Source organism: Natrinema altunense (assembly GCF_000731985.1).
Lineage (GTDB): Archaea > Halobacteriota > Halobacteria > Halobacteriales > Natrialbaceae > Natrinema > Natrinema altunense.
The window spans coordinates 136545-163535 of sequence record NZ_JNCS01000004.1; the positions used below are offsets into that span (position 1 = coordinate 136545).

The window sequence follows — 26991 nt, forward strand, 5'->3', positions numbered from 1 at the left end:
TGCTCGTGATTTACAACCACGCCCGCATGAGGGAAGACGACTGATTATCATTCAATGATGCACAGGATAAGAGAACAGATACAAGCACTAAACCATAATCGTTTACGGATCGCGAATTTTTCAGTCCGATGGCGCGGGAGTCCGCGATATGCGAACGGATAGGGACAATATAAGGCCATTATACGGCGTGGACGCGCCCGATCGGCGACCGAACGGTCACCCCGTCGCTGCCGGTGTAGCTGCGCGGTACGGGGACACACATCGACAAAACGGGACCGGACTGGCGCGCGGCGCGATTACTCCTGTCCGACCCACTTGAGGACGAGCAGCGTCCCCTCGAACAGCAGGATCATCGTGACGGCGACGAGGATGGGGGCCATCATCGTCGGATCGATCGTGAACATAAACGAGAGGCCGGCGAAGGCCGCCCAGAAGTACAGTCGCTTCTGGGCCAGCCAACGACGGGTCGTCACGCCCATCATGATCGCCAGCATGATGAACAGCGGAATCTGGAAGACGATGGCGAGAAAGCCGGTCAACGTGATGATCAGATTGAACGTGTCACCGAGCGCGTACGCGATCTCCGCGCTCCCCTCCGCGTAGTACGTGAAGTACTCGAAGAGCAGCGGCAACACCAGCACGTACGAGAACACCATCCCGCCCGCCGCCAACACGACGCTCGTCGGTACGGCCGCGAGGTAGTACTTGCGCTCGTTGGGGTACAGTCCCGGCCGCATGAACAGGTAACACTCGTAGACGAACGCCGGCAACGCGATCATGATCCCCAACAGCGAGGAGATCTTGATCCGCGTCAACCACAACTCGAGCGGGTTGTAGAGGTGCGGCGGCGGGGCGTCACCACCCTGTGGAAAGACGTTGAACCAGACGAATCCGATAGCGTCGGAGGCCCACAACAGGCCGATCGCCGTCCCGCCGGCACCGAACAGGAGGACGACCGCCAGTCGGAGAACCATCTCCTCGATGTGGTCCGCCAGCGGCATCTCCTCGTCGTCCGGTGGCGTCGAGATCCCGCCGATATCGTCGTCGCGGTCGGGATAGGTCGGCTCGGGGTTGTGCCGATCGCTGACGACGCCTTCGCCGTCGGTCTCGAGACTTGGGCCGTCCGCGTCGTCGGTCTTGGTCAATCCGTCTCCGGAATCGGTGGGGTCGGAATCGGAGCCGGACGCGACTGACCGTCGCTCGTCAGGGTTATCACCCGGCTCTCGGGGGCCCTCGACATCGCGGTCGTCCGGTTCGTCCGACATCTACAGGATATTGATAGGCCGCTGGTTATAGGCCTTTTTCTTACGGACCCCCATCGAAAAGCGAGAAGGTCGTTCGAGCGGCCCTCGAACGGGGTACCCACTCGAAAGGTTGATAACTGGATGTCAGTTACCGTGTATCCAATGAGTTCTGCCGTCGACGAGGACACTGCCAAGGCCCTCAACTCCGGCCGGGAGACGATCGGCGCACTACTCTCGGGTGCCCAACAGCACCTTCAGAAGGTGTTTATCGTCTTTCTCGTTGGCTTCGTCGGCTCCTTCTACGCGCTGCGCGTGGTCGTCTGGGACTTCCTCAAGGCGACCGCGAGGGCCAAGATGGGCCAGAACGTCGCCGGCTCGACCGATATCATCACCCGGACGCCGTTCGAAGTGATCCTGCTCCAGGCGAAGATCGGAATGGTCACAGGCATCATCGTCGCGATCCCGGCCTTACTCTTTTTCTCTCGGAAAGCGCTCCGCCGCCGTGGCTACACCAGCGCCATCCCGATTTCGAAGGGCTACATCGCCGGCTTCATCCTGATGGCACTGTCGTTGTTCATGGCGGGCGTCGTCTACGCCTACAGCGTCTTCTTCCCGTATGCTTTCGGATTCCTCGCGGGGAACGCCGTCAGTGCCGGCATCAAACCCAGCTACGGCATCACCGAGTTCACCGAGTTCATGGCGCTGCTGACGCTGTCGTTCGGCCTCGCCGCCCAACTGCCGCTGTTGATGGGCATGTTGTCCTACACCGAGATCGTTCCCTACGAGACCTTCCGCGACAAGTGGCGACACGCCGTCGTCGGCATCGTCGTCTTCGGGGCCCTGTTCTCGCCGCCGGACCCGTTCACGCAGGTCATGTGGGCGATGCCGATGGTCGTCCTCTACGTCTTCAGCCTCGGGCTGGCCAAGGTGGTCACCAACGTCCGCCGGCGCGGCGCGGCGAAATACGCCGGCACGGGGACGACCCACGTGAAACGCCGTCTCCTTCAGTTCGGCGGCGTTCTGGCCGTCGTCGCACTCGGAACCACCGCCGCGGTCAACCAGGGCGGCTTCGGCTACCTCCGCGAGTCGGTCTATCCCACGTTCCCGTCGTGGCTGCGACCCAGCGGGACGGGTGGCCTCGAGACGATGGCGATCGAACACGGTCTCCTCGGCGAGATCTGGGTCGGCCTGGTCGTCGCGGCCGGCGTCGGGTTCGTCGTCCTGCTCGGCTACACGATTCACGTGCTCCAACAGCCCGTGTACCCGCGACAGGACGACATTCGACGGGCGGACACTCACGAGGACGTCGACTTCGAGGCGCTCGCGGTCGACGACATCGAGGACGTGTCGACGCAGGTCTTCCGGACGATGAGCGAGGAACAGGCCCTCGAATACTCCCGGCAGGCCATGTACGACGACGACCGGGCGAAAGCCGAGGCGATCCTCGATCGGTTCGATACGATCGAGGAGATGGACGACGAGTCGGCGGCGGCAGCGGAAGGCGCGGCCGCGACGGGAGCGGCGGGGAGCCAGGAGGACGAGGGTGGCCTCGTCGCGAGCACCGCCGCGGGCATGCTCGATCCGTTCACCGAAGACGAGACGACCGAGGACGACATCGGGGGCTATGCCTACGACATCGCCTTCATCTTCAACAGCCTCACCTCGAAGGTGTTCCGCATCGTCGGGCTCTTCATGGTCGTCATGGGGGGAACCTTCTTCTGGCTGTACTCGGGCGGCCTCGGAGATATCCTCAAACTCTTCCTCGATCGTGTTCCCCGGCACGTGCTCGAAGAGGTCGTCGAGGAAGGCGTCGATCCGAGCACGCTGTCCCTCTCGGAACTCATCGAAAAGATGGACATCGTCGTCGCCTTGCATCCGGTCGAGGTGCTCATTTTCGAGGCGAAGGTGAGCGCCCTCGCGGGCCTTGTCGTCACGTTGCCCGTGATCCTGTTTTATGCCTGGGAACCAGCCAAGGAGCGCGGCCTGGTCTACGGCGACCGTCGCACGTTCATCGTCTGGGGCGGCGGTCTGCTGGCCGGCTTCGCCGTCGGGACCTACCTCGGGTTCTTCTGGGTCGCGCCGTCGATCATCTCGTATCTGGTCTCCGACGCGCTCGCCAACGAGATGGTCGTCTCCTACCGGATCAAGAGCTTCTTCTGGCTCGTGATCTTCACCACCGTCGGTATCGGCTTCCTGTTGAACATCATCGTCACGATGGCCCTGTTCCACGTCGGCGGCATCGTCAGCTACCGCTCGATGCTCAAGCGCTGGCGGCCGGTTGTGGTCGGCATCTTCGTCGTCGCCGCCTTCTTCAGCCCGAAGGGGATCCTCATGATGTTGCTGTTTGCCATCCCGATCTCGCTCACCTACCTGCTCGGACTCGCTGTCCTCTACGTGTTGACCGCCGGCGGCCGGCTGTTCGGCGGCGGTGGCGGATCGGCGGCCGAGCCTGAGGCCGAAGACGCCGGCGTCGCTGCCACGGAGTAACGGCCCCACGCTTTCTGTGACGTTCAGCTCGAGATGCGCCCGTTCGGACTCCGCGTTCGGTCTCGTGTCCCCTGAGATGGAGCGCGAACAACCGCTGGCGGAGTGGGCGGCGACCGACAGTGAAGCCGGCTGGCGAATCCGTGCGAGTGACTACTGTTAAGTCGGCGACTTGCGAACGCCCAGCCAGACTGATGCCCAAGATCAGCGTCGAAATCCCACAGGAACTCCTCGACGATCTGGACGATCACGTCGGCGACGACGGCAAGTTCGTCAACCGCAGCGACGCGATTCGATCGTCGATCAGGAAGAATCTGGATATTCTAGACGAGATCGACAAACGACACGACCGGCTCGAGGATCAAGAATAGCGGTCGTCAGCGGCCGAACCGGGGGTCCGCAACGCGAGCGGGACGACCGGCGGGACGCGGCTTCAGTCCCGGTCGAGTCGCTGAGCGAACCCGAAGTTCGGCTTGACGTCTTCGACGCGCACCGCGACCGTATCCCCTTCTTCGGCCCCGGACACGAACAGCCGGTAGCCGTCGACGGACGCGATGCCGTCGCCCTCGTCCCCGACGCTTTCGATCTCGACCTCGAGTTCGTCGCCCGGCCGTACCGGGGCGGTGAGCCGGCCTTTCCCGATGAAGTAGACCTCGGATGACTCGTCGCGGCTGGCCTTCGGCGAGGTCGCGCGGACGTACTGGAACTCCTCCTCGACATCGGCCCGGAAGTCGTCGACGTCCGGCCCTTCGAAAACCTTCACGACGAAATCGCCGCCGCTGTCGAGGAGTTCGAGGGCGGTTTCGAACGCCTGTCGTGCGAGGTGGAGCGAACGGGCCTGGTCCAGCGAGTACTCGCCGGACATGTTGGGTGCCATGTCCGAGATCACGGCGTCGACGGAGCCGTCGGCGGCGTCGACCACCCGCTTGCGGGTCTTGTCCTCGGTCATGTCCCCGCGGAGCGTCTCGACGGTGTCGTGATCCGCGAAGTCGTCGATCCGCTGGAAGTCGACGCCGATGACGTTCCCCTCGGGGCCGACTTCCTCGGCGGCCACCTCGAGCCACCCGCCGGGAGCGGCCCCGAGGTCGACGACCGTGTCGCCGCGGTCGATGACGTTCTCGAGTTGGTCGAGCTGTTTGAGCTTGTAGGCCGCTCGGGAGCGGTAGCCTTCCTGTTTCGCCTTGTTGTAGTAGTGATCGCGCGTCATAGCTCCCCTCCCGGCGTTCGTGGCGCTTTCGGTCCCCTCGTACTCGCGTTCGCGTCAGTCATACCCTGAGAAATGCGTCGTGCGGTGAAAGGGCTGACGCAACTCGCGTGCGCGGCCGGAAAGCGAAAATCGTGCGACGGGGTCGACAGCCCGACCGCGGTCTCAGTCGTTGCGCAGAACCGGCCGTCCGAACGCGCGGCTGGGCTCCTCGGGGACGAGCCACGCCGGCACCGCACGCGTGAGAACGACCATCCCCGCCAGTTCGACGAGCGTCTGGGTCACGACGACCGCGGGCGCGAGTTCGTAGCCCGCCGGTAACGCGAGCGCGAGGGGCAATACGACGAGCGAGTTCCGCGTCGTCGCCGTAAACACGAGCGCGCGGGCCTCGCCGGTCGCCATTCCCAGGCGGGCGGCCGCGAACCGGCCGAGCAACGGCATCACGACGAGGAACGCGACGTAAACGGGGACGACCGACGCGATGCGGCCGATGGAGTCCTGTACGCGGGGTAGTTGCGACGCGATGACGACCAGCAGCGTCGCCGCCATCATCGGGACGGGCAGCCAGCCCATCGCCGACTGGAAGCGACGCCCCGGTTCGGCGCGGACCGCCCACGCCTCGGTCAGCCACGCCAGCGTCAACGGCAGCGCGATGAGCGTCGCGAAGGCCTCCACGAACGGCCCGGAATCGACGATGTCGGCGATTCGACCGCCCATGAACAGCCAGAGATACGCCGGTAACAGGAGCAATTGAACGATCAACAGCGCCGGCGTCGCGGCGGTGATCTGCTCGGCGTCGCCGTCCGCGAGGTCGGTAAACGCGATGACGTAGTCGATACACGGCGTCAGCAACACCATGAACGCGCCGACGAGGAGGACGGGTTCTTGCGGGAGGGTTCGAGTCAGCCCGTAGACGACCGCCGGCACGACGACGAAGTTCATCCCGAGGGCGGCAGCCATAAACCGGCCGTTCGTGACGGCCCGACGGAACCGGACGAACGGAATCTCGAGGAAGGTCACGTACAGGAGAACCGCCAGCACGGGCGTGATGAGCCGCTCGAAGAACGACGCGGCGGCGGGCGTCCCGAGCCCGATCCCGACCGCGAGGAGGACGGCGACCGCGTAAACGGCGATCTGGTGTCGCTGGAGCCAACGCGGACCGATCATGGACGTGGGTTCGGTCGTGAGAGGGAAAACGCCGCGGTCTCCGTGGGTGGGACACCGTCCGATATAGTAGCCACTGCAAGTCAATGCACACCTGATCGCACGACAGCTGTGCGATCAGTGTGTAAATAGTTGCAGTTGTTACTATAGTAGTCACCGACCGTCGCTGCACACCTGATCGCACGACGGCGTTGTGATCAGTGTGTAAATCGTTTCAGTTGCTACGATATCGTCTCGCCGACTACCGGACGAACTGCGACTCGAGGCGGCGCGGTCTGCCGGTCCGCTGCCGATCACGAGTCGAGAGCGACCCCGGGCGGGGCCGCGCGTAAAGGGTGGCTTTTTATGTCGACCGTCCGTACGCCGACCTATATGTTCAAGGCCATCGTGAGCGCCGAAACGCTCACCAGCGCGCTCGATTCGGTGAGCGTGTTGGTCGACGAGTGCAAGATCCACCTCGAGGAAGACGGGCTGGAGATCCGGGCCGTCGATCCGGCGAACGTCGGGATGGTCGACCTCTCGCTCGATGCGGCTGCGTTCGAGTCCTACGAAGCGGACGGCGGGCTGATCGGCGTCGACCTCTCGCGGCTCGAGGATATCGCTGGCATGGCAGATTCCGGCCAGCTCATCCAACTCGAACTCGACGAGGAGACCCGCAAGCTCCACATCCAGATCGACGGGCTCGAGTACACGCTCGCACTCATCGATCCCGATTCGATCCGCCAAGAGCCGGACATTCCGGACCTCGATCTACCCGCGGAGGTCGTCCTCGAGGGCAACGACGTCAACCGCTCGGTGACCGCCGCAGACATGGTTTCCGATCACATCGCGCTCGGCGTCGACGAGACCGAGGAGTACTTCTACGTCGACGCGGAGGGCGATACCGACGACGTGCACCTCGAACTCACCCAGGACGATCTGATCGACCTTCAGATCGGCCCCGCACACTCCCTGTTCTCGCTGGACTATCTCAAGGACATGAACAAGGCGATCCCCAAGGACACCGAAGTCACGCTCGACCTCGGTGAGGAGTTCCCCGTCAAGATCTACTTCGGGTTCGGTGAGGGACAGGGACAGGTCACGTACATGCTCGCACCGCGGATCCAGAGCGACTGACGAACGCGCCACGCGAGCAGTAGCGCCGATTTTCTCGCGAAACCGATGTCTCGAGGGGCAGCACCCGAGCGCGTCGGTCTTCCGTCCGGGGGACACGCCCCAGCCGTTCGAGACCCAGCAGTCATACCCGGAGTGCCAACACTCGGCACCGCTCGAGGACCGCACGGTCGGTATCGGATGCCAGTGCTCGGTGATGCGGTGACTGTGGCACGGATGAGGCCGCTCCGACGGACGCGGGCGAGTGTGCCGCACCGGTCGGAATGTACCAGCGGTATTCGCTATGGCTATTGATGCACTATGATTTTTATTTGAATTAGTATTTTACACCTTCCGGATTGCATACTTTTATTGCCTTTAGTAATGTCGGTTGCTTCCTGTAACGATGATGGACGGTTCCAGCCGATCGACCGTGTTCGTGGCGGTGATGACGCTGTTGCTGGTGACATCGCCAGTCGTCGCGGCAACGGGAAGCCTCACGGATGCGAGTGCCGAAGCAGACGAAGACGCGCTTACGGTTTCGGACGTACAGACACAGTCAGGAGCGGACGTTCGGATCGAGTCCGAACTCGAACAGTCGGCGGCCGCGGCGGACACCGTCGAAGTGTTCGTACGCATGGACGCCGAGGTATCGGAGTTCGCAACCGCAACCGACGCTGCGAGTGCGACCGCGCTCAAGCGGGAGGCAGCAGCGACACAGCGGCCCCTCGAGACGTACGCCGATGGCGTCGGTGGCGTCGAAATCGTCACCGAGTTCTGGCTCACGAACGCGGCCCTCGTCGAAATCGACACGACGCGGGTCGATCTCGAGGACCTCGCGCGGGTCGACGGAGTGACCGAACTCCACCCGAACTACGAGGTCGAACTCGGCGAGCCGAACGTGACCGACGGGTCGCCCGCCGACGGCGAGGTCACCTACGGTCTCGATCAGGTGAACGCACCCGCGGTGTGGGAGGAGTTCGACGCGACCGGTGAGGGCGTCTCGGTCGCCGTCGTCGACACCGGCCTAACGGCGTCCCACGAGCAGTTCGCGGACCGGGAGGACGTCGCGGACAACTGGGCGGAGTTCGACTTCGACGGCAGCGAAATCGAGAGCGAGCCCTACGACCGGAACGGGCACGGTACCCACGTCGCCGGGACGATCCTGGGCGGTGACGCCGACGGCCAGCGGATCGGCGTCGCACCCGACGCGGAGCTGATCCCGATCGGCGTCTTCCCGGGGATGCCCGAGCGGGAGTCGACGACGCTTGCGGCGATCGTCGCCGGATTGCAGGAAGCGGTCGAGCAGGACGCCGACGTGGCGAACTTCAGCCTCGGCGGCGGCGGGTTCGCGGGGATCTACGTCGACGTGATCCGAAACGCCCAGTCGGCGGGGACGCTCGTCGTCAGTTCCGCCGGCAACGACGGTCCGGCGTCCGAAGGAACGCCGGCGAACGTCTACGACGCGTTGGCGATCGGTGCGACGGACGCGAACGAGCAGATTGCCGACTTCTCGACCGGTGGGACGGTGACCACCGACGAGGACTGGGGGCCAATCGCACCGGACGACTGGCCCGAGACGTACGTGACGCCGGACGTCTCCGCACCCGGCGTCGACGTCCGGAGCTCCTACACCGGCGGCGACGACGCGTACGCGGAGCTGTCCGGCACCAGTATGGCCGCGCCACACACCAGCGGGGTGGCCGCACTCCTGGCCGCTCAGGGTGCCGACGATCCGGCCGAGATAAAAACGCTCCTCGAGGAGACGGCGACGAAGCCGGCACCCGACAGGATCAGTAAGCAGGTCGCCGCCGACGCGAAGGCAGTGAGCGACGCGCAGTACGAGACCCTGTACACCGACACCGAACGCGACGTCCGGTACGGGTACGGCATCATCGACGCGTACGCAGCGTCCGCAGCGCTGGCGGACGACAGTCGGATCGAGGGAACCGTAGTCGACGGCGACGGGACCCCGATCACGGACCGCTCGGAGGGCGTTCCCGACGGGAGCGGCCCGTCAGTCACGATCGACGACGCGGATCGGACACAGTACGCCGCCGACGGAACCTTCGCGTTCGACGTGACCGAGGGTCGATACAACGTGACCGCCGCCGGCGCGTTCGGCTACGAGAATGCGACGGCCGCGATCGATGCGAGCGAGTCGGTCGAACGGGACATCGTCCTCGACGAACAGTTCGCTCTCGAGGTCGTGCAGGGACAACCCAGCGAACTCGAGGCAGGAACGACGGCCGAAGTTGCGGTCGATGTCGCCCACGCGGAGTCGCTCACCGTCGAACTGAGTAACGAATCGACGGTCGACGAAGCGAACGTGACCGTCGACCTCGCCGGCATCGAATCCGACGTGCTGGGCGACACCGTCACGTTCGACGAACCGATGACCGCGACGCCCGCGACGCTCGAGGTGACCGTCGACGGAGCGGACGCCGCAGGCGAAACGATCGTGCTCGAGCACACGTTCGTCGGGAGCGACGGGACGACCGAAACGGTCACGACCGGGCCGACGACCGTCGTCACCGAGATCACGGAGGCCGATCCCCTGCGGATCGTCGAGACGGATATCGTCGCGGAGGCGCTTGCCAGCGAGCAGATCGCACCGGGTGACGTCGTCGTCAAGAACACGGACGACGACGTCACCCAGAACGGCACCGTGGTCTGGAAGACGCCGGTCGGGGACTTCGCGTCCGAGGAGTTCGAACTCGAGCCGGGCGAAACCACGACGTACAATCGTACCCTCTCGTACGGTGACGGGACGCCGACACCGTGGTCGTACATCGCCGACACCGGCGAAACCGTCGACCACCGGTTCGTGCTCCTCGACGGCACGCTGGCACCGATCCAGAAAGAGCAGTTCACCACCGAAATCGTCGGCGGCGAACTCACGGGGACGGTGACCGACGCGGACACGGTCAACCCACTGCCCGGCATCGAAGTCACGGCGACGAACGGCGACAGACGGGTCAGTACCGTCACCGATAGCGCCGGCGAGTACGCCGTCATCGTCGACGCACCCGGCGAATGGACGATCACTGCGAACGCGACCAGCTACGGACCGGCGAGCACGACGGCCCGGTTCAACGAGGACCTCGACCCGATCGAGCGGCATCTCACGGTCGGCAGCGATCCGACGTTCGAACTCTCGATGGAGGGCGGAAAGGTCTACTCCGTCGGGCTGCCGGGCCCGGTCGAGGGTGGCACTGTCGGTGACGTCGTTCCGAACGAGACTAACGCCATGGTCTTGATGTACAATGAAACGACGAAGGGCTGGGAACAGCCGAGCCGGGACGACGAGGTCGAGCCGCTCGACGCACTCCTCGTGAGTCCGGTCGAAGACACGACCATGACCGTCGAAATGGCCGGGACGCCCGGTACCGGCGACGAAGTGACGGAACCGCGCGACATCGAGCGGGGCTGGAACTTCGTCGCGGCGCCCGTCTACGACGATCCCGAGGCGGCGTTCGGTCACGATTCGGACGCCATCCGCAGCGTAACCCGGGTTCAGCGGGCCCCCGACTCGAAGATGGTTCCCGAGAGCGAGTTCGACGGCATCGAACTCTTCGACGAGACCACCAACGCGGTCAGTCCGTTCACCGGCTACCTCGTGTTCGCGACGGAGGACGGCCACCTCGAGCCCACCGTCGACGAGGGAACGACGCTCGACGCGGCCTACGAGGACCTCGAGATCGACGCCGAGCGACGGACGGGCACCGTCCAACGGCGTGCCGACGGTGCCCCCGTCGCAGGGGCAACCGTTCACGTGAACAACACCACCGTCTCGGCGACGACCGGTGCCGACGGGACCTTCACGCTCCCGGCACTCCCGACCGATGTCGAACAGGAGGTGACCGTCACCGCCGAGGAGTTCGAACCGAAGACCGTTCCGCTGGACGAGAGCGAAACCATCGCACTCGAGTCGAACGCGTTCTTCGAGATCACGGCTGTCTCCGTGAACGAGACGGATCTCGATGTCGGCGACGAGTACACGGTCACGTACGAACTCGAGAACCGGGGCGCCGAACGGGCGTCACAGATCGTCGACGTCGAGTTCGGTCCGGGTCTCGAAGACGGGAAGCGGGCACGGCTGGCCGACGATATCGTCTCGATCAATAGTACGGTCGTCGATCTCGAAGCCGGCGAGACGACGACGCTCGAGATCGAGTCCGAGGTGCTCGACGAACAGGCCACCGGAACCAGTCGGATCGGCGTCTTCACCGCGGACGACCGCGTGCTCCGAACCGTCACGGTCAACGATGCGACCGACGATGAGAGCGAGCGCGTGGCCCCACTGAGCCACCGACCCGTCTCGCCGACGCCGAGCGCAGCTTGACCTCTTCCCACCCCTGAAGGGGTGGCTTTCGCCTCGCTACCGCTGTAATCCCCGTCTCCGCTCGAGTCACGGCCGACTCGGGGAAGGCTCGCGTTCGAGCGGCGACCGGATTCGTGGACGATCCAGGGATAGGACTCGAGTCCGGATCGACCGACGGCGCAGGCGCTTAATACCATCACATAGAAAGGATCGTGACTACCAGTCGTGCCGTTGTAACCGGTCTATGCCCCCGACCGACGATCCGTCGCGACGCGACTCCGATTTCGTCACGACGTTCGAGCCTGCGGATGAGCGGCCGAGCACTGCCGTCGTCACCGCGGTCGCCGTGTTTCGCGATGTGCCTCCGATCGAGCTATCCCCCCTCTACGACGCCGTCGATCCGGACGCGCTCGACGCCGTCGTCGAGCACGCCCAGCGAGTCGACGAAGGCGGCACCCACCGAGTGTGGTTCACCTACGAGGGGGCCGAGGTCGGCGTCCGAAGCGACGGCGAGATCCGGGTCCGGGACACAACCTGACGGGCGACCGAGACGAGTGCTCCAACCGCTCGAGTCCGGCCGTCAGTCCTGCGCGTCGATGAACGACAGCACCGCCTCGGTGACCTCGTCGGCGTTCTCGATGAAGAAGAGGTGGGAGCCGCCCTCGACGAGTTCGACGCGGCTGTCCGCGATTTTCTCCTCGAGGAGTCGCGCGTTCTCGACGGGGGCCACCCGGTCGTCGGTTCCGTGGAGGACCAGCGTCGGCACGCGAATCCCGCGAAACGATCGCTGACGTCGAATTTCAGGACGGCGGCGATCCGCGCTTCCGAACCGGATCGGGGACGTCCTGCTCGAGGCGGCACTCGATGATCGAGTCCATCACGTGAGGGCTCCGATTCGTCAAACCGATCGTTGAAGACAGATCACATCGGTGACACAGTTGTTCGTGATCGTTCGTACTGTCGAGAGCGTCGACGGTCACCTCGCGGATCTCCTCGGGAACCGGGGCGGCACCGGGTCCGCCGTGGGTCGTACAGCAGAGCAACTGCATCTTCGCGCGTACGAGTACTCGAGGGGTACTGGGCGATCATCCCGCCTATGCTTGCGACGACGCGGGCGTCTGCGAGGCCCACGTCGTCGAGGACGGCTGTTGAGGTCGGCCGCCAGCCCGCCGACCGAATAGTCGGCCAGTTCGCGAATGATTAGCCTGCGAAGCCCCTCGGGCAAGCGGCCCACGAACGGCGGGAATCCGGCGTGTCGGCGACGATCGGCGGCCCCTGAAGCAGCGCCGCAGTCGGCGAGACGGTATCCCCGTCCGCTCAGAGCGAACCCTCGGCGATCGGCAGCGTCAGCGTCGATTCGTCGTTGTGGACGGTCGCTGCGCCGTATTCGTCGAGGTAGAAGGGATCGGTAGCCTCGATTCGTAACTCGAGCGCATCGCCGCGGGGGATCTCCCGCAGGAGCGGTTCGAGGTCGAGATCGAACCGGTGCGTGCCCGTCTCCTCGAGGCGGAACCCGGTCACCTGATCGTCGATCTGTTCGGTCGAAACCGAATCCCCGGTGTGGTGGAGACTGGCAAAGCAGATCAACGGCGCATCGTGGGCTTCGATCGAGACGGAGAGCGCGGGCGTCCCCCGGAGTCGGAAGCCGTCGGACTCGATCTCGTAGCTCGCCGCCTCGTCGTCCCAGAACAGTCGTTGGCTGACCGGCGAGGTCGTCCCGGCGAGACCGTCGAGGCTGACCACTGTCCGTTCGACCGCCCCCGGAAAGTCGTCGTACGTTCGCCACCGACTCGCCTGATCGTCCCAGAGGGAGACCGGGGGAACGACATCGGTCTCCGCGCCACGGACGTGTCGGTCCATCCAGTCGAGCGCCGCCCGGTTCATGTACTCGTGTTGTTCGTCCGTGACGCCGAGTTCGTCGATGTTGTGACCGCTGCCGTACATGACGAGTCGTGACTCGACGCCCAATTCGTCGATCTCGCGGTAGTTAGCTACCGCCTCGCTCGGTGGGAAGAGCGTGTCCTTCCAGCCCGAAATGACGAGCGTCGGCGTCTCGAGGGTCTCGAGGAACCGCGTCGGTGATCGCTCCCGGAAGTACTCGACTGCGCCCTCGGATATCTCGTTTTCGGCCATCGCCTCGATGTACCAGTCCTGTAGCTTCGGATCGATGCTCTCGCCGATATCGCCAGTGAACCGCGAGGAAGCGGAGCCAGACCCCACCAGAAACGTGAGCCACCCGGATTTGATCGCACCGTTTGGCGTGATGGCGGTAACGAAATCGTTCCACGCGATTCGAGGGACGATGGCGTCGATGCGGTTGTCTCGTGTGGCAGCGAGGAGTTGAATACCGCCGCCGTATGATCCCCCGTCCATCCCAACCGACGGATCGTCGCCATTGGCGATCACGGCGTCGTGGTCGGCGAGCCAGTCGATCAGCGTCGATGTGTCGCCGACCTCGTTTGGCCCATTGACCCCGACTTCACCATCGGAGTCGCCGTACCCGCGCGAATCGTACGTGAGAGCCACGTACCCGTTGTCGGCGTACATTCCCGCGGTGCAGCGGAGAAGGTCCCTACTCAGTCCCCAGCCGTGGGTCATGAGCACGGCAGGGTGGGGGCCTTCCGGATCCGGTTCGTACACTGTAGCGGCGAGTTCCGTCCCGTCGAACGACTCGACCGTCACGTCTTGCGTCGTGAACGTGCCGTCGCCGTGGAAGAACTCGTTCGAGAGCGCGCAGTCGAGTTCGATCGCCGCTGCCGGTCTCGTTCCGATGCCCAGTCCGGAGGCCGTGATGCCGCTGGCCGCAGTAGCCCGGAGCAACATTCGTCGGTTCAATCTCATATGTCAGCAACCAACATTGACCAATACATAGATATTATCTAATGGATAGAAGGGCATTAATGTAGAGAGAACTACAAAGGAAGGATACGACCGACCAGCCCCCACATAGTAGTCGGCAGTATGCCCTCTCCAAACGGTCGCGACGATTCGGACGCGAACGCGACGAGTTACGTCACGACGTTCGACTCGGAAGCCGGTGAACGGGCGAGCGAAGCTATCGTGACAGCGGTGGCGGCAATTGTGGGTACGGAACCGATCGACCTCGTGCTGCTCTGCGACGCCGTCGATCCCGACGCGGTCGACTCGCTGGTCGAGCACGCCCAGCGGATCGAAGACGCGGGTACTCATCAGCTGTGGGTCACGAGAGGTTCGACGGTGGCGTCCGAAGCGACGGCGAACGTCGAATCCGAGACGCCGCCTCGACGGCCGGCTGAGACGACTCCTCCGGAGCGCTCGAGTACGGCCGTCAGTCCTGTGCGTCGATGAACGACAGCACCGCCTCGGTGACCTCGTCGGCGTTCTCGATGAAGAAGAGGTGGGAGCCGCCCTCGACGAGTTCGACGCGGCTGTCCGCGATTTTCTCCTCGAGCAGCCGCGCGTTTTCGACGGGGACGACCCGGTCGCCCGTCCCGTGGAGGATCAGCGTCGGCACGCGAAGCCCGTCGAGACGGTCGCTGACGTCGAAGTTCCGAACGGCGGCCGCCTGGGCCTCGCGAGCCGGGTCGTCGGCGTCCTGTTCGAGTCGCCACTCGAGGATTCGATCCATAAGATGGGGGTTCCGGTTCGTGAACCGCTCGGTGAACGCGGGTCGCATCCGGTGGCGGAGCGTCTCCCGCTGGCTGGCTCCGTCGGGTGTGTCGAACATGTGTGCCTGTGTCTCGTCGGGGACCGGAGCGGCATCGGGGCCGCCGTGGCTCGTACAGCACAGCGTCAGCGACGTCGCCCGGGAGTACTCGAGCGCGTAGCGCTGGGCGATCATCCCGCCCATGCTCGCGCCGACGACGTGGGCGTCGTAGACCCCCGCGTCGTCGAGGACGGCCTCGAGATCGGCCGCCAGCCCGCCGATGGAGTAGCCGGCCAACTTGAGCAACACGAGCCCTCGAAGCGTCCCGGGGAGGCGTGCAACGAGCGGCGGGAGGCCGACATCCGAGCGGCCGGTCCCCCGGTTGTCGGGGGCGACCACGTCGTACTCGTCGGCGACGGCCTCACGCTGCCAGCGCCACATCCACCGTCCGAATCCGAGCCCCTGTACGAAGACGACCGGCGACCGGCCCTCGCCGTCGCTCCGCTCGTACTCGTAATAGATCGACACGCCGTCTCTCGTCGCCTGTGGCATGCCCGACCCGACGTGTCGAACGCCCTTGAAATCGATCCTCCGACGGTCGGCCCGACGCCACTGGCCGGGACCGCCGATTTTCCCACCGCCGTGACGGTCGGACCTCGACAGTAACGGCGACGACCCGGTCCGGTAGCGAGCCGGTAGCCCCAGTATCGCTGATAAAGTCCGATTGTGATAATCAGCGCGTTTATCCCGCCGGAGTAAAATCGTCTTACCGATGCAGCGACTCCACGCCCGGTACCCGTTTCTCGAGGCGGCCCGCGAGTCCGTCGCGACGGAGGCGGTCGATCTCGCAACCGTCGTCGAGCAGGACCGGGCAGTCGTCGACCGCGCGCGCCAACGCGTCATTACCGCGCTCGAGGCGGGGTCGACTGGGGACCCACACCGCGACGCCCGCATCGAGTTGCTCTCCTACCCGGTCGCACGGGTGCTCGTTTCGATGGTCGACGAACGCGTACTCGTCCGCAAGTACGCCCGCGCCGAGGCCGCGACGGCCTACGAGCGGTTCACCGCCGACATGGCCGACACCACCGAACTGAAAAGCGTCGAGTCGACGGGGCTCGCGCTCGAGGACCTACTCGCCGAGTTCGACTTGCGGGACGCCGTCCGCGAGTCGGGCGGCGACGGCTACCGGATCGACGTCGGCACCTATCTGCCGCTGGCAGCGGACCTGTGGGACGACGAGTGGCGACTCGTCAATCAGCCGCTGGACGCGGGCGACGTGCCCGTCGACGAGGACGATCTCCTGACGCTGCTGCGGGAGGCGATCCGGAGCCGTATCGAGGACGGGCTTCCCTTCGACGTCCCCGAGACGATCGCGACCGGTCTCGAGGACGACGCCGCCGAGATCCGGGAGGTGCTTGCCGACCTCGACCTCACCCAGGACATCGACACCGTCGTACCGGACCTGTTCCCGCCCTGTATGAAGGCACTGCTCGATCAGATCCAGAAGGGCGAACACCTCTCCCATCACTCCCGCTTTGCGATCACCGCCTTCCTGACGAGCATCGGCATGACGACCGACGAGATCGTCGACCTCTACCGGGTCAACTCGTCGTTCGGCGAGGAGATGACCCGCTATCAGACCGACCACATCCGCGGGGACAGTTCGCCGACGGAGTACTCCGCGCCCTCCTGTGCGACCATGCAGTCCTACGGCGACTGCGTCAACAAGGACGACCTCTGTGATCGCATTCCACACCCGATGGCGTACTACGAACAGCGGATCGACGACGCCGACGACGAGGAACTCGAGGACTGGCGGGAAAACGAGACCGACGGCCAGTCCGCGAGCGGGGACTGAGGGCGTTTCGAAGTCGGAGCGGCGGTCGGGGGCGGCGACGGCCGGGAAACGAACGAAAGCGTCTCGACGGTCTCAGACCGTTCCCTGCGCGTCTCCGTTCTCGTCGTCGTCCGCGTCGAGATCGTCTTCGGGATCGTTCAGCGTGTAGGCCAGTCCGACGCCGACCGCGGTCATCAGGAAGATGAAGCCGACGATCACGCCGACGAGCATCTGCCCACCCGCGGGTGAGAGCGTACTGTTCTCGGCTCCGTAGGTGGACCCGATGGTGAGCATGGCTGCCAGCATCACGGCGACGGCAGCGACGGCCACGCCGATTTCGATGACCTGTTCGCGTTCGACCATTGGCTAATCGCTTTCTCCGGCCCGGTGAAAAGCGCTTCGAAGGGGGCCTCGAGCGGCGGCCGATCCGGACCGATCGCCCGCATAAACGCCGCCCTTGCGATCGCAGGCGGGGCGGTTAAGAGTCCCGAGCCCTTATCAACGTCGAATAGCCAGCCGACCAGCGAGTTCCCCTTCGACGCATCCATGAAAACAACAGCGTCACCGAAAGCACCGCTGCCAGTCCCGTCTCCGGACCACCTCACGGAGCGATCGCGCCGCGCGCGCACCGAGCCGATGTCGGTGCTCCCGCTCGGCGACGGCCTCTACGAGGTCGAGTCCGCGAGCGACCACACCTATCTCGTCGATCTCGAGGCGGGTCGGTGCACCTGTCCGGATCACGTCTTCCGCGGGGTCCGCTGCAAGCACGTTCGCCGGGTCGCGATCGAAATCACGGACGGGCGTACCCCGCCGCCGGGCGAGATCGCCGTCATATGTCACGACTGCGACGAGACGATGGTCGTCGACGAGGACGCGACCGGGCCGTTTTACTGCGCCGATCACGCGATCGCCCCGGGCGACGGCGTCGTCGACCACGAGACGGGCGATCGCCTCACCGTCGTCGACGTCTCGGAACTGCGGGCCGACGCCGTCGAACTCGAGGCGGCCGGCTGTACCGTCGCCGAGTACGGGACGAACGAGGCCTACGAACCGGACGTTCCCGTCGTCGGCGCGGTCTACCACCACGCCACCGTCGCCAGCAACGGGGTCGTCCCCGCATCGCTGAAGGTCTACGTCTTCCCACGGACGCGGCTGCGACGAGTCACCGACTCGGCGTGAGAGTCGGGCCACCCAGGGCGGCCACACCGCTCGCGCTCGCCGCGTGGCTCACTCGAGCAGACCCGCGGCCTCGTCGACGTCCATGACGCCCTGTTCGACCGCGTTCAGGACGCGGACGATCTCCTCGTCCGGGCCGTCGCCGCCGTCGCCGACCTCCTCGAGCGTGACCTTCTCCGACCGGCCGGTGAACTCGGGGAAATCGGTGCCCTCGGCCAGCGCCGTCTCCTTCTTGACGCGGTAGTTGCCGCCGTCGGTGACGTAGAGGTCGCCGGGGTGGAAGAAGTACCAGTCCTCGCGGTCGAAGCGGACGCCGATGCGTGGTTTCGCGCCGAAATTCCGAGCGAAGAACGTCAGCGCCTCGACTTCCTCGCCGGTGAGGTAGATCGGATCGCCCGAGCTCGATTTCGCCTCGATCGCGTAGAACTGCTCGCCGTCGCCGGCGAGCACGTCGGGGAGTTCGCGGTCGGTCGCGGAACCGCTCGCGGGCGCGCGCATCACCGCGAAGCCGGCCTCGTCGAGTTCGTTGACGAGTTCCCGCTCGCGACGGTCGCCCTTCGCCTGGGACATACCACCCTCTCACCGTCCGGCGATATTAAAGGATCGGACCCGCTCCCGGGTGGCGATTACGGGAGGGCGGTCGCGACGACCGAGACGAGCAGCGACGTGGCGGCCTCCGGTTCCTCGATATCGTACTGCAGTGCGATGTAGAGCAGGCCGAACTGGAGGGCATTGAACGCGGCGTGGGCGGCGATCGGGACGAAGAGGTTGTCCGTTTTGGCGTAGAGGGAGCCGAAGATGATCGCGCCGCCGAAGACGACGACGATGGGGACGACGGTTGCGAGCCGCGACTCGGACAGCAGGGCGTACGACAGCAGGTGGACGAGCGCGAAGATCGCGCTGGCGATGACGATCGCGTTTTTCCGACTAAAGGCGTCGTAGAGCCGCTTTTGCACGACGTTTCGGAAGAGGAACTCCTCGGCCGGCGCGTTGAAGAAGAAGACGATGCCGATCATGATCAGTACCATCTGCGGATCGTTATCGATGAGCGACATGACCTGGTTGTCGGCCGACGGCAGGGAAAGCAACTGGACGACGACGTTGACGAGGACGTAGAACGCGATGATGCCGACGATACCGCCGACGACGTACAGCCACTCCCGCTTCGTCGGTGCCCGCAGATCCACGTACGACCAGCCGCGGTCAGTCACGGCGAGATAGAGCCCGCCGGCGAGGGCGAATCCGAGGAAGTTCAGGATCATGAATACCGTTCGGGCGGTGATCGACGCCTCCGCCGGCGACTCGATCAGCAACGGATCGAGCGCGATGGCCGGAAGCGTGGTCAGGTTCGCGGCGAGAAGGCCGAACGCCGTCAGTCCGACGGCGATGAGTATCGATCGGAGCGGCCCGTCCTGACGCTGCCGGTCGGATGTTTCCATGGGCGCGGCTACGACCACCGGCCCCTTGGGCGTTCCTCTCTCGGAAACGGGTCGGCCGACGGGACCCTCGGACGGACGGGGTCACTCCGCAGCCGCCGGCAGGTCGTCCTCGAACAACCGTTCCAACACCCGCTGCTGACCGATCCGCAAGTGTCGGTTGACCGTCGGCTGCGTCACGTCGAGCATCGCAGCGATCTCCTCGCCGGTGCTCTCTCGAGGCCAGTCGAAGAAGCCGGCGAAGTAGGCCGTCCGCAACACCTCGAGTTGCCGATCCGTGAGGGCGTCGAACAGGGAGGCCGCGAGTTCGCTCCCCGTTTCCATCGAGCGCTCGACGTGGCGGCGAGCCTGTAGTTCGACGGTCGCGTACTGGTCCCGAAGCGTCTCGACGAACTCGCGAACGTCGGTTCCCGTCGGGACATCGACAGTTACCTCGATGCCGTCGTCGGTCGCGTGCATCGAGCGCGGGCTGGCACCGTGGCGGACCAGCCGCGAGGCAACGACGTCGCCGGCGACGGTCGCCTCGAAGCGACAGTCACCATCGGCCTCGGTGAGCAGTCGATAGTCGGTGACCGAAACGAGGTCGTCGAGAACCGACCGCACGTCGTCGGCCGGGACGCCGCTCGTTTCGAAGAACAACAGCGTCTCGTCGGTCGAGTGTGAGCCGAGCCCCTCGTACTCGACACGGGCCCCCGTGGTCGTCGCGATGCGGGAGAGCAGATCGTCCGCGCCGCCGATCCGGAGCGTGAGTTCGAGCAGCCGCTCGGCGTGGAGCGCCTCCCGCGTTTTCACCGCCGTAATCGCGTTCGCGATCCCCGCTCCGAGTTCCGTCAGTACCGTCCGCTCGAGGTCCCCGAACGCGTCGGGCTCGTCGGCGTACACCGTAAGAACGCCATAGGTGTACTCCGCGTAGGACAACGGGACGCTGATGACGGACTGGAATCCGCAATCCAGGGCGTGTCGCCGCCAGCCCTCGCCCTGCAGCCCCTCGACGGCGTTCGACACGACCGACGTCGTTTCGGTTCTGGCGGTCCGGACGGCGGGTTCCATCGACGCGTCGTACTCGAGGGACACGTCGTCCAGATACGTCTGTCGCTGCCCGGCCCAGGCGCGGGGCTCGAGCCGCGTACCGCTGGCGTCGAGGGTCCCGATCCACGCGAACGCGATGTTGTCGGCCTCGAGCAGGCGGTCGGGAACGGTTCGCTCGATTTCAGCCCTGCTGTCGGCCCCGATGAGTAACTGATCGATCCGCCTGATGAGTTCCGTACTCTCGATCTGGCGGTTGAGCCGCCGGTTTCGTTCCTCGAGTTCCGCCTCCCGCTCGCGAAGGCTGGCCTCGCTCTCGAGGCGGTCGAATGCGGCCTCGGTCGTGGCGACGAGCGTCTCGATCAGTCGCCGGGCGTCGGCGTCGATCGGGGTCTCGCCCGACGCGACCGCGAAAACGCCGTGATCGCCGATCGGGACGACGGCTCCGCTCTCGACGGCCGAGCCGAAGACCCGCGACCGATCGAACGATCTCGGATCGTCGACCACGGTCCCCGTTCCCGTCACGTAGGCGTTCCAGAGGACGGAGTCGCCGTCGCCGACGGCGACCGACGGCGGGCCATCACAGAGCGTCTCGAACCCGTCGGTGTAGACGACTGGCTCGAGCCGATTCACGTCGGCATCGAGCCGGTAGACGGCCACGCCAGCGGCGTCGAGGATCTCCGCAGCGGTGTCGACGACCAACTCCGCGATCTCCGCGTCGGTCTCGGTTCCGAGTAGCTCGCGGGCGGCGCTGTGGAGCGACTCGAGTGCCAGTTCGCGTTCCTTGTGCGCGGTGATGTCCTGAATCGTCCCGCGGACGCCGACGATGTCGTCGGACTGGCGGCCGCCGCCGGACCGGCGTCCGGCCGCTCGGACGGGTTCACCGATCGACCGAACCCACCGTTCGTTCCCCTCAGCCGTCTGCATGCGGTGTTCGATCTCGTAGCTCTCGCCGTCCTCGAGCGCCGCGTCGACGGTATCGAGGACGGCGGGCCGATCTTCCGGATGGGGAAACGAGGTCGCCAGGTCCGAATCGACCGTCACGTCCGACGGGAGTTCGTACAGGCGATGCAGCCCATCGGTGAAGGTCACCTCCCGCGAGTCCCCGCTGACGTCGAGTTCCCAGCCGCCGATGCCGGCGAGGCGTTCGGCCTGTTTGAGCAATTCCGTCGTTCGCTCGAGTTCGCGTTCGCGTTCCTTGCGATCGGTGATGTCCCGGACAACCCCCGCGGTCCCGGCGAACCCGCCCTCGGACCGCGGCAACAGCGCGATGTGGTTTTCGACGTCGATCCGTTCGTTGTCGGCCGTCTCGAGGATGATCTCGACCGTTCGGGAGGGCTCGTCGAACCGCAGCAGTTCCCGAATCATGTCCCGGGCCCGCTCGATGTCGTCCGATGGAATGATCGCTGCAGCGTGTTCACCGATCAGTTCCTCGGGGTCGTAGCCGAGTATCGGCTTGGCGGCATCGTTCAGGAAGGTGAACCGTCCCGCCGCGTCGAGCGTGTACACGAGTTCGTCCAGCGCCTGAATGATCGTCTCGAAGCGCTCGAGGTCACGTTCGCGCTCCTTGCGCTCGGTGATATCACGGACGACGCCCGCGGTCCCGGCGAACTCGCCGTCCGGCATCGGCAACAGCGCCATGTGGTTTTCCGTCTCGATCTCGTCGCCGTCGACGGTCTCGAGTTCCATCTCGAAGGTCTGAGAGGGGTCACCGGCGCGCAGCAGGTCACGGACCCGGTCGCGAGCCGTCTCGAGGTCGTCCTCGCCCATCACGGTCGAGACGTGCTCGCCGATCAGGTCGTCGGGGTCGTAGCCGGTGATCGACGTGAGCGCGTCGTTCAGGAAGGTAAAGCGCCCCTCCGCGTCGAGCGTGTACACCAGTTCGTCCAGCGCCTGGATGATCGTCTCGGACCGCTCGAGTTCGCGCTCGCGCTCCTTGCGCTCGGTGATGTCCTGAAACGAGCCCCGGAGCTTGACGATTTCGCCGTCGTCGGACCCCGACCGACCGTCGGCGGGGTGCGGCGTCGCTTCGCCGTCTCGGATGGGTTCACCGATCGTCCGAACCCACCGTTGCTCCCCGTCGTCAGTGACCAGACGGACTTCGAGATCGTACGGCTCACCGTCCTCGATCGCGCGCTCGAGCGCCGCCTCGATCAGCGGCCGGTCCTCGGGGTGATAGAACTCGAGGGCCCGATCCAGACCGATCTCCGCGTCGGGCGGCAGACCGTGGATCCGGTTGACCTCGTCGGTCCACCGGGGTTCGGGCGGCTCCTCGGTGACGTCGAGTTCCCAGGCCCCGACGTTGGCCAGCCGCTGGGACTGCTCGAGCATGTGCATGGTCCGCTCGAGACGCGTTTCGCGCTCGCGGAGTCGCTGCTCCGTTGCCTTGCGATCGGTGATGTCCCGGCCGATCCCGACTTCGACCGCGTTACCGTCGGGGTCCTCGAGCACCGAGGCGACGAACTCGTAGGGAATCTGCTCGCCGGATTTCGTTTGCAACGCCGCTTCGACGTGCGTATCGCCCGTTTCGAATGCGTCCTCGATGGAGTCCCGGATCACGGCCCGGTTCGCCTCGTCGAAGAAATCCAGCGCGTGTTTCTCGCTGATCTCGGCGTCCGAGTAGCCCGACACCTCGACCAGCGTTTCGTTCCAGCGCCGGAGGTCCCCGTCCTCGTCGAGGATGTAGAACACGTCGTCTAACGCGTCGATGATGTCGTTCATGAACGCTTCGTGGCGCTCGAGGCGCTGCTCTTTCGCCGTGCGCTCGCTGATATCGCGACCGATACCGGCGATGACCTCGTTGCCGTCCGGATCGGCGAGCGGTGAGGCGACGAACTCGTACGGTATCGATTCGCCGGCTTTCGTTCGTAGCTCCACTTCGACGCGCGTACCGCCCGTCTCGAGCACGTCCTCGGTCGCGGCTGCGATCAGTTCGTGGTCCGCTTCGTCGAAGAAGTCCAGCGCGTACATCTCGGCGATTTCGGCGTCCGAGTAGCCCGACACCTCGACGAGCGCCTCGTTCCAGCGCTGTACCCGGCCGTCCTCGTCGAGCAGATAGACGACGTCGGTGACGGCATCGAGCATATCGTCGGTGAACGCACGGGTCTGCTCGAGGCGACGGTCGCGGTTACGGGCCACGGTCGCGAGGTCGTCGACCGCTTCCGAGAGTCGGCCGATCTCGTCGTCCCGGTCGATCGTGAACTCGATCGGCTCGTCGACGATCGAGTCCGCAGCATCGGTGTCGTCGCCGGTCGACGCGGCTTCGTCGCCGTCGAGATGCGAGACGAATCGACGGAGCTCATCGGTCAATCGTTCGATATCGGTCGATCGATCGGTACCGCTGCGCGCGGCGAGCCCGAAGACGACCAGCCCGGGTTCCGGTCCCAATCCGAGTCCGAAAGTCGTGATGTCGAAGACCGCCACGCCGATACTGACGGCGCCCAGCACGACGACCGCCCCGAGTAGCAGTGTGACCGGCTTCCGTGTGGCACCGTCGAGCGTTCCAGTGTGAACCGCGGCGACGACCATGCCCCTCCTATGGGACGACTGACAATGATACGCGCGGTTGATTCCATCCCGCGATACCCGTCTTTCTAGTACGGTTCACCTCGAGCGGTCGATCGCCGGACCGCGACGCCTCTCACACCCGAACTCGATCCGCTCGATCCGTGAGCGACGGGATCTGAACCGTTCGGTCACCGCGACTCGTCGCGACACTATACACGTAGTGTCGACCTCGACGCGAAATAACGTATATAACGGGCAGGCGGATACCGGTGGCCCACGTTCCTTCGACCAAGATGACCGGTACGACACTGGATTACCACAGCGATTCGATCAGCCTGCGCGTCGTCGAGGCGCTCGCGGACGCGACCAACACCGATGCACACGAACTCGAGCCGTTGTACAACGTCGTCGATCCCGAGGCGCTCGATCAACTCTTCCAGTCCGGTTCGACCGCGGATGTCAGCGTCGAGTTCGAATACTACGGCGTGCTCGTCGAGGTTCGAAACGACGGGACCGTCACGGTCGATGGGAGAGTCCATGACAATGGCGGCAACACCAGCCATTCGCGATGACCACTGCTGGCGATGAGCGACGACCGTCCGTCCGCTCACGTCGTCACGAGCAGCGACGGGGCAACCGATCGGGGGTCACCCGACGGTGGTCTCCATGGTAGCACCAACCACCGTCCCCGCCGAGCCGACCGTTCGAACGCGACCGACGCGGGTGACCGTCCTGGTCATTGGCGGGGAGACGGTCCGGGACCGCGTCGAACGGGCGTTCACCGACGAGGGGACCGAAACCACCATCGAAACAGCCGCCACGCTCGAAGAGGCCGTCACGGAACTCGAGACCGACGGCATCGACTGCCTCGTCGTCTCACTGCCACGGACGGCGACAAGTGCGGACGCGTCGGAAGAGGTCGATACCGCCATCGAAACGCTGGATACCCACCTCGAGACGGTCAGGACCGCCACGCCGGACCTGCCGATCGTGGTCCTCGCGCCCGAGCGGACGCCCGCCCTCACGGAAACGGTCCGGTCGTACGACTGGACCGCCGTGATCGAACGGGACGAGACGCACACGCGACTCGCCGACCGCGTCCACGACCTCCTCGAGCGCCGCCGGTTGGCCGCCCTCTCGCGACGGTCGCTGGCGAGCATCGAGTTCGCCGGGGACGCCATCGCAATCGTCGACGCCGACGAGATCCAGTTCGCGAGCCGCGCCTTCGCGATGCAGTTCGGCTACGAACACGACGCCATCGCTGGCACGTCCTGGCAGGACCTGTTCACCGACGACGCCGTCTGCCATCTCGAATCGACCGCGATTCCGACCGTCGCGGAGGGATGGCGGTGGACCGGCAGCTGTACCGGCCGGCGAAAAACAGGAGCGACGTTCGCGGCGCGGGTTCGCCTCGGCGGACTCGAGGACGGGAGCCTCGTGTTCGTGATCGAGGAGGCCGACGGGAACGACGGCTCCGAGGATTGAACCAGTTCCGGGAGCGATTCGACGGGTCGACCGACGGAAGCGCTTACGTACCGTGGTCCCACGAGTCCATGTACTCGCGCTGAGTGTCGGTCAGCGAATCGAAGTCGACGCCCTCGGCCTCGAGTTTGATCTCGGCGATCTCCTTGTCGAGATCGTCGGGAACGTCGTGGACACCCGCGTCGTAGGCGTCGCCGTTCTCGAGCATCTCGCGCACACAGACGGCCTGGATACCGAACGACTGGTCCATGACCTCGACGGGGTGGCCCAGCGAGACGGGTGCGGCGAGGTTGACCAGGCGGCCCTCGGCGATCACGTTCAGCGTGCGGCCGTCCTCGAGTTCGTAGGCCTCGACGCCGTCGCGGGCCTCGTAGCGGTCGACCGCGAGGTCGTCGAGCGCGTCGAGATCGATCTCGATGTCGAAGTGGCCCGCGTTCGCGAGCAAGACGCCGTCCTGCATCTTTTCGAAATGTTCCTCGACGATGATGTCTCGGTTACCCGTCGTCGTCAGGAAGACGTCGCCGACCGCGGCGGCCTCGGCCATCGGCATGACCTCGTAGCCCTCCATGTGGGCCTCGAGTGCGCGACGGGGCTCGACCTCGGTGACGATGACGTTGGCGTTCTGTCCGGCAGCTTTCTTCGCGACACCTTTGCCGCAGTAGCCGTAGCCCGAGACGACGACGTTCTTGCCGGCCCACGAGAGGTTCGTGGTCATGGCGATCGACGCCAGCGAGGACTCGCCGGTGCCGTGGACGTTATCGAACAGCCGCTTCATCGGCGTGTCGTTGACAGCGAAAACGGGATACTCGAGCGCGCCGTCATCGTCCATCGCGCGCAGGCGGTGGACGCCCGTAGTGGTCTCTTCCGCGCCGCCGACGATGCCGTCGATCAGTTCGGGGTAATCCTCGTGGATGGCGGCGACGAGATCCATGCCGTCGTCGACGGTGATCGTCGGCTCGTGGGCGATAACGGCCTCGATCGCGGCGTAGTACTCCTCGTCGTCGACGCCGCGTTTGGCGTAGCTGGTGATGTTCTCGTGGGTATCCAGCGCCGCCGACACGTCGTTGTGGGTCGAGAGCGGGTTACAGCCGGTGACGGCGACCTCCGCACCGCCCTCCGCGAGCGTCTCGACGAGCATCGCCGTCTTGGCCTCGACGTGCATCGCCATGCCGATCCGCTCGCCCTCGAAGGGCTGATTCGCGACGAACTCCTCGCGAACGTGCTCGAGGATCGGCATGTGTTGGGCGGCCCAGTCCATCTTCCGGCGTCCCTCCTCGCGAGCGGACTCGAGGTCGTCCAGTTGCTCGCTGATCGGTGGGTACTCGGTCTCGGTCATGGGTTGACTGAGTGCAAGCGGGGCAAAAACGCTACCGAAGCGCTCCCGTCACGG

21 protein-coding genes are annotated in these 26991 nt (G+C 65.3%); 10 read left to right on the plus strand and 11 right to left on the minus strand.

What is annotated here, in order from left to right:
- Positions 1-296 precede the first annotated feature (296 nt).
- On the minus strand, positions 297-1265 hold the full coding sequence (tatC, locus tag ALTAJ2_RS09640) for a twin-arginine translocase subunit TatC (RefSeq protein WP_007109892.1): 969 nt from the start codon (positions 1263-1265) through the stop codon (positions 297-299).
- 141 nt (positions 1266-1406) lie between these two features.
- Between tatC and ALTAJ2_RS09645 the strand changes: the two genes are divergently transcribed.
- Both ALTAJ2_RS09645 and ALTAJ2_RS09650 read left to right on the plus strand, forming a co-directional pair.
- Positions 1407-3731 (plus strand): twin-arginine translocase subunit TatC, encoded by a 2325-nt coding sequence (locus tag ALTAJ2_RS09645; RefSeq protein WP_007109893.1) that lies wholly within the window; start codon positions 1407-1409, stop codon positions 3729-3731.
- Positions 3732-3922: 191 nt separating this feature from the next.
- Entirely contained in the window at positions 3923-4099 is a 177-nt protein-coding gene (locus ALTAJ2_RS09650; protein ID WP_007109894.1) for a hypothetical protein, read from the plus strand.
- A gap of 62 nt (positions 4100-4161) precedes the next feature.
- On the opposite strand, the gene ALTAJ2_RS09655 is transcribed toward ALTAJ2_RS09650, so the two are convergent.
- Together ALTAJ2_RS09655 and ALTAJ2_RS09660 are read right to left on the minus strand one after the other, a co-directional pair.
- Complete coding sequence (locus ALTAJ2_RS09655) at positions 4162-4935, minus strand: 23S rRNA (uridine(2552)-2'-O)-methyltransferase (protein ID WP_007109895.1); 774 nt, start codon at positions 4933-4935, stop codon at positions 4162-4164.
- 162 nt (positions 4936-5097) lie between these two features.
- Entirely contained in the window at positions 5098-6099 is a 1002-nt protein-coding gene (locus ALTAJ2_RS09660; protein WP_007109896.1) for an arsenic resistance protein, read from the minus strand.
- A 369-nt stretch (positions 6100-6468) separates the two neighbouring features.
- On the opposite strand from ALTAJ2_RS09660, the gene ALTAJ2_RS09665 reads away from it, so the two are divergent.
- The 3 genes from ALTAJ2_RS09665 (at position 6469) to ALTAJ2_RS09675 (ending at position 12050) form a co-directional block, all read left to right on the plus strand.
- Positions 6469-7212 (plus strand): DNA polymerase sliding clamp, encoded by a 744-nt coding sequence (locus tag ALTAJ2_RS09665; RefSeq protein WP_007109897.1) that lies wholly within the window; start codon positions 6469-6471, stop codon positions 7210-7212.
- 382 nt (positions 7213-7594) lie between these two features.
- Positions 7595-11533, plus strand: coding sequence for a S8 family serine peptidase (locus ALTAJ2_RS09670; protein ID WP_239647722.1), 3939 nt, complete (start codon positions 7595-7597; stop codon positions 11531-11533).
- Positions 11534-11756: 223 nt separating this feature from the next.
- Entirely contained in the window at positions 11757-12050 is a 294-nt protein-coding gene (locus tag ALTAJ2_RS09675) for a HalOD1 output domain-containing protein (protein ID WP_007109899.1), read from the plus strand.
- A gap of 42 nt (positions 12051-12092) precedes the next feature.
- On the opposite strand, the gene ALTAJ2_RS20070 is transcribed toward ALTAJ2_RS09675, so the two are convergent.
- A complete protein-coding gene (locus ALTAJ2_RS20070; RefSeq protein WP_394297074.1) occupies positions 12093-12347 on the minus strand; it encodes an alpha/beta fold hydrolase in 255 nt (84 codons plus the stop codon).
- Positions 12348-12829: 482 nt separating this feature from the next.
- Complete coding sequence (locus tag ALTAJ2_RS09690; protein WP_144240234.1) at positions 12830-14353, minus strand: alpha/beta hydrolase family protein; 1524 nt, start codon at positions 14351-14353, stop codon at positions 12830-12832.
- Positions 14354-14473: 120 nt separating this feature from the next.
- Between ALTAJ2_RS09690 and ALTAJ2_RS09695 the strand changes: the two genes are divergently transcribed.
- Complete coding sequence (locus ALTAJ2_RS09695) at positions 14474-14839, plus strand: HalOD1 output domain-containing protein (protein WP_160163694.1); 366 nt, start codon at positions 14474-14476, stop codon at positions 14837-14839.
- Here the strand turns inward: ALTAJ2_RS09695 and ALTAJ2_RS09700 are convergent.
- Complete coding sequence (locus ALTAJ2_RS09700) at positions 14820-15689, minus strand: alpha/beta fold hydrolase (protein ID WP_050031460.1); 870 nt, start codon at positions 15687-15689, stop codon at positions 14820-14822. The two genes, ALTAJ2_RS09695 and ALTAJ2_RS09700, sit on opposite strands and share 20 nt — an antisense overlap.
- Before the next feature lie 220 nt (positions 15690-15909).
- Between ALTAJ2_RS09700 and priL the strand changes: the two genes are divergently transcribed.
- Positions 15910-16995, plus strand: a complete 1086-nt coding sequence (priL, locus tag ALTAJ2_RS09705) for a DNA primase regulatory subunit PriL (protein ID WP_007109902.1) — start codon at positions 15910-15912, stop codon at positions 16993-16995.
- Positions 16996-17067: 72 nt separating this feature from the next.
- Here the strand turns inward: priL and ALTAJ2_RS09710 are convergent, their stop codons facing one another.
- Positions 17068-17337: a DUF7472 family protein gene (locus tag ALTAJ2_RS09710; protein ID WP_007109903.1), complete on the minus strand. Its 270-nt coding sequence runs from the start codon at positions 17335-17337 to the stop codon at positions 17068-17070.
- Positions 17338-17520: 183 nt separating this feature from the next.
- Here ALTAJ2_RS09710 and ALTAJ2_RS09715 point away from each other — a divergent pair, with 183 nt between their 5' ends.
- A complete protein-coding gene (locus tag ALTAJ2_RS09715) occupies positions 17521-18153 on the plus strand; it encodes an SWIM zinc finger family protein (protein ID WP_081603378.1) in 633 nt (210 codons plus the stop codon).
- A 48-nt stretch (positions 18154-18201) separates the two neighbouring features.
- Here ALTAJ2_RS09715 and hjc read toward each other — a convergent pair whose 3' ends face one another.
- The 3 genes from hjc to ALTAJ2_RS09730 all read right to left on the minus strand — a co-directional run bounded on the left by hjc (position 18202) and on the right by ALTAJ2_RS09730 (position 24140).
- Complete coding sequence (hjc, locus tag ALTAJ2_RS09720) at positions 18202-18720, minus strand: Holliday junction resolvase Hjc (protein WP_007109905.1); 519 nt, start codon at positions 18718-18720, stop codon at positions 18202-18204.
- 56 nt (positions 18721-18776) lie between these two features.
- The gene (locus ALTAJ2_RS09725; RefSeq protein ID WP_007109906.1) at positions 18777-19589 is read right to left on the minus strand and encodes a CPBP family intramembrane glutamic endopeptidase; all 813 of its coding nucleotides are present in this window, start codon (positions 19587-19589) and stop codon (positions 18777-18779) included.
- An 81-nt stretch (positions 19590-19670) separates the two neighbouring features.
- On the minus strand, positions 19671-24140 hold the full coding sequence (locus ALTAJ2_RS09730) for a PAS domain S-box protein (RefSeq protein WP_007109907.1): 4470 nt from the start codon (positions 24138-24140) through the stop codon (positions 19671-19673).
- 272 nt (positions 24141-24412) lie between these two features.
- Between ALTAJ2_RS09730 and ALTAJ2_RS09735 the strand changes: the two genes are divergently transcribed.
- Entirely contained in the window at positions 24413-24691 is a 279-nt protein-coding gene (locus ALTAJ2_RS09735; RefSeq protein ID WP_007109908.1) for a HalOD1 output domain-containing protein, read from the plus strand.
- A gap of 94 nt (positions 24692-24785) precedes the next feature.
- Positions 24786-25604, plus strand: coding sequence for a PAS domain S-box protein (locus ALTAJ2_RS09740; protein ID WP_007109909.1), 819 nt, complete (start codon positions 24786-24788; stop codon positions 25602-25604).
- 43 nt (positions 25605-25647) lie between these two features.
- On the opposite strand, the gene ALTAJ2_RS09745 is transcribed toward ALTAJ2_RS09740, so the two are convergent.
- Positions 25648-26937 (minus strand): adenosylhomocysteinase, encoded by a 1290-nt coding sequence (locus tag ALTAJ2_RS09745; RefSeq protein WP_007109910.1) that lies wholly within the window; start codon positions 26935-26937, stop codon positions 25648-25650.
- Positions 26938-26991 lie beyond the last annotated feature (54 nt).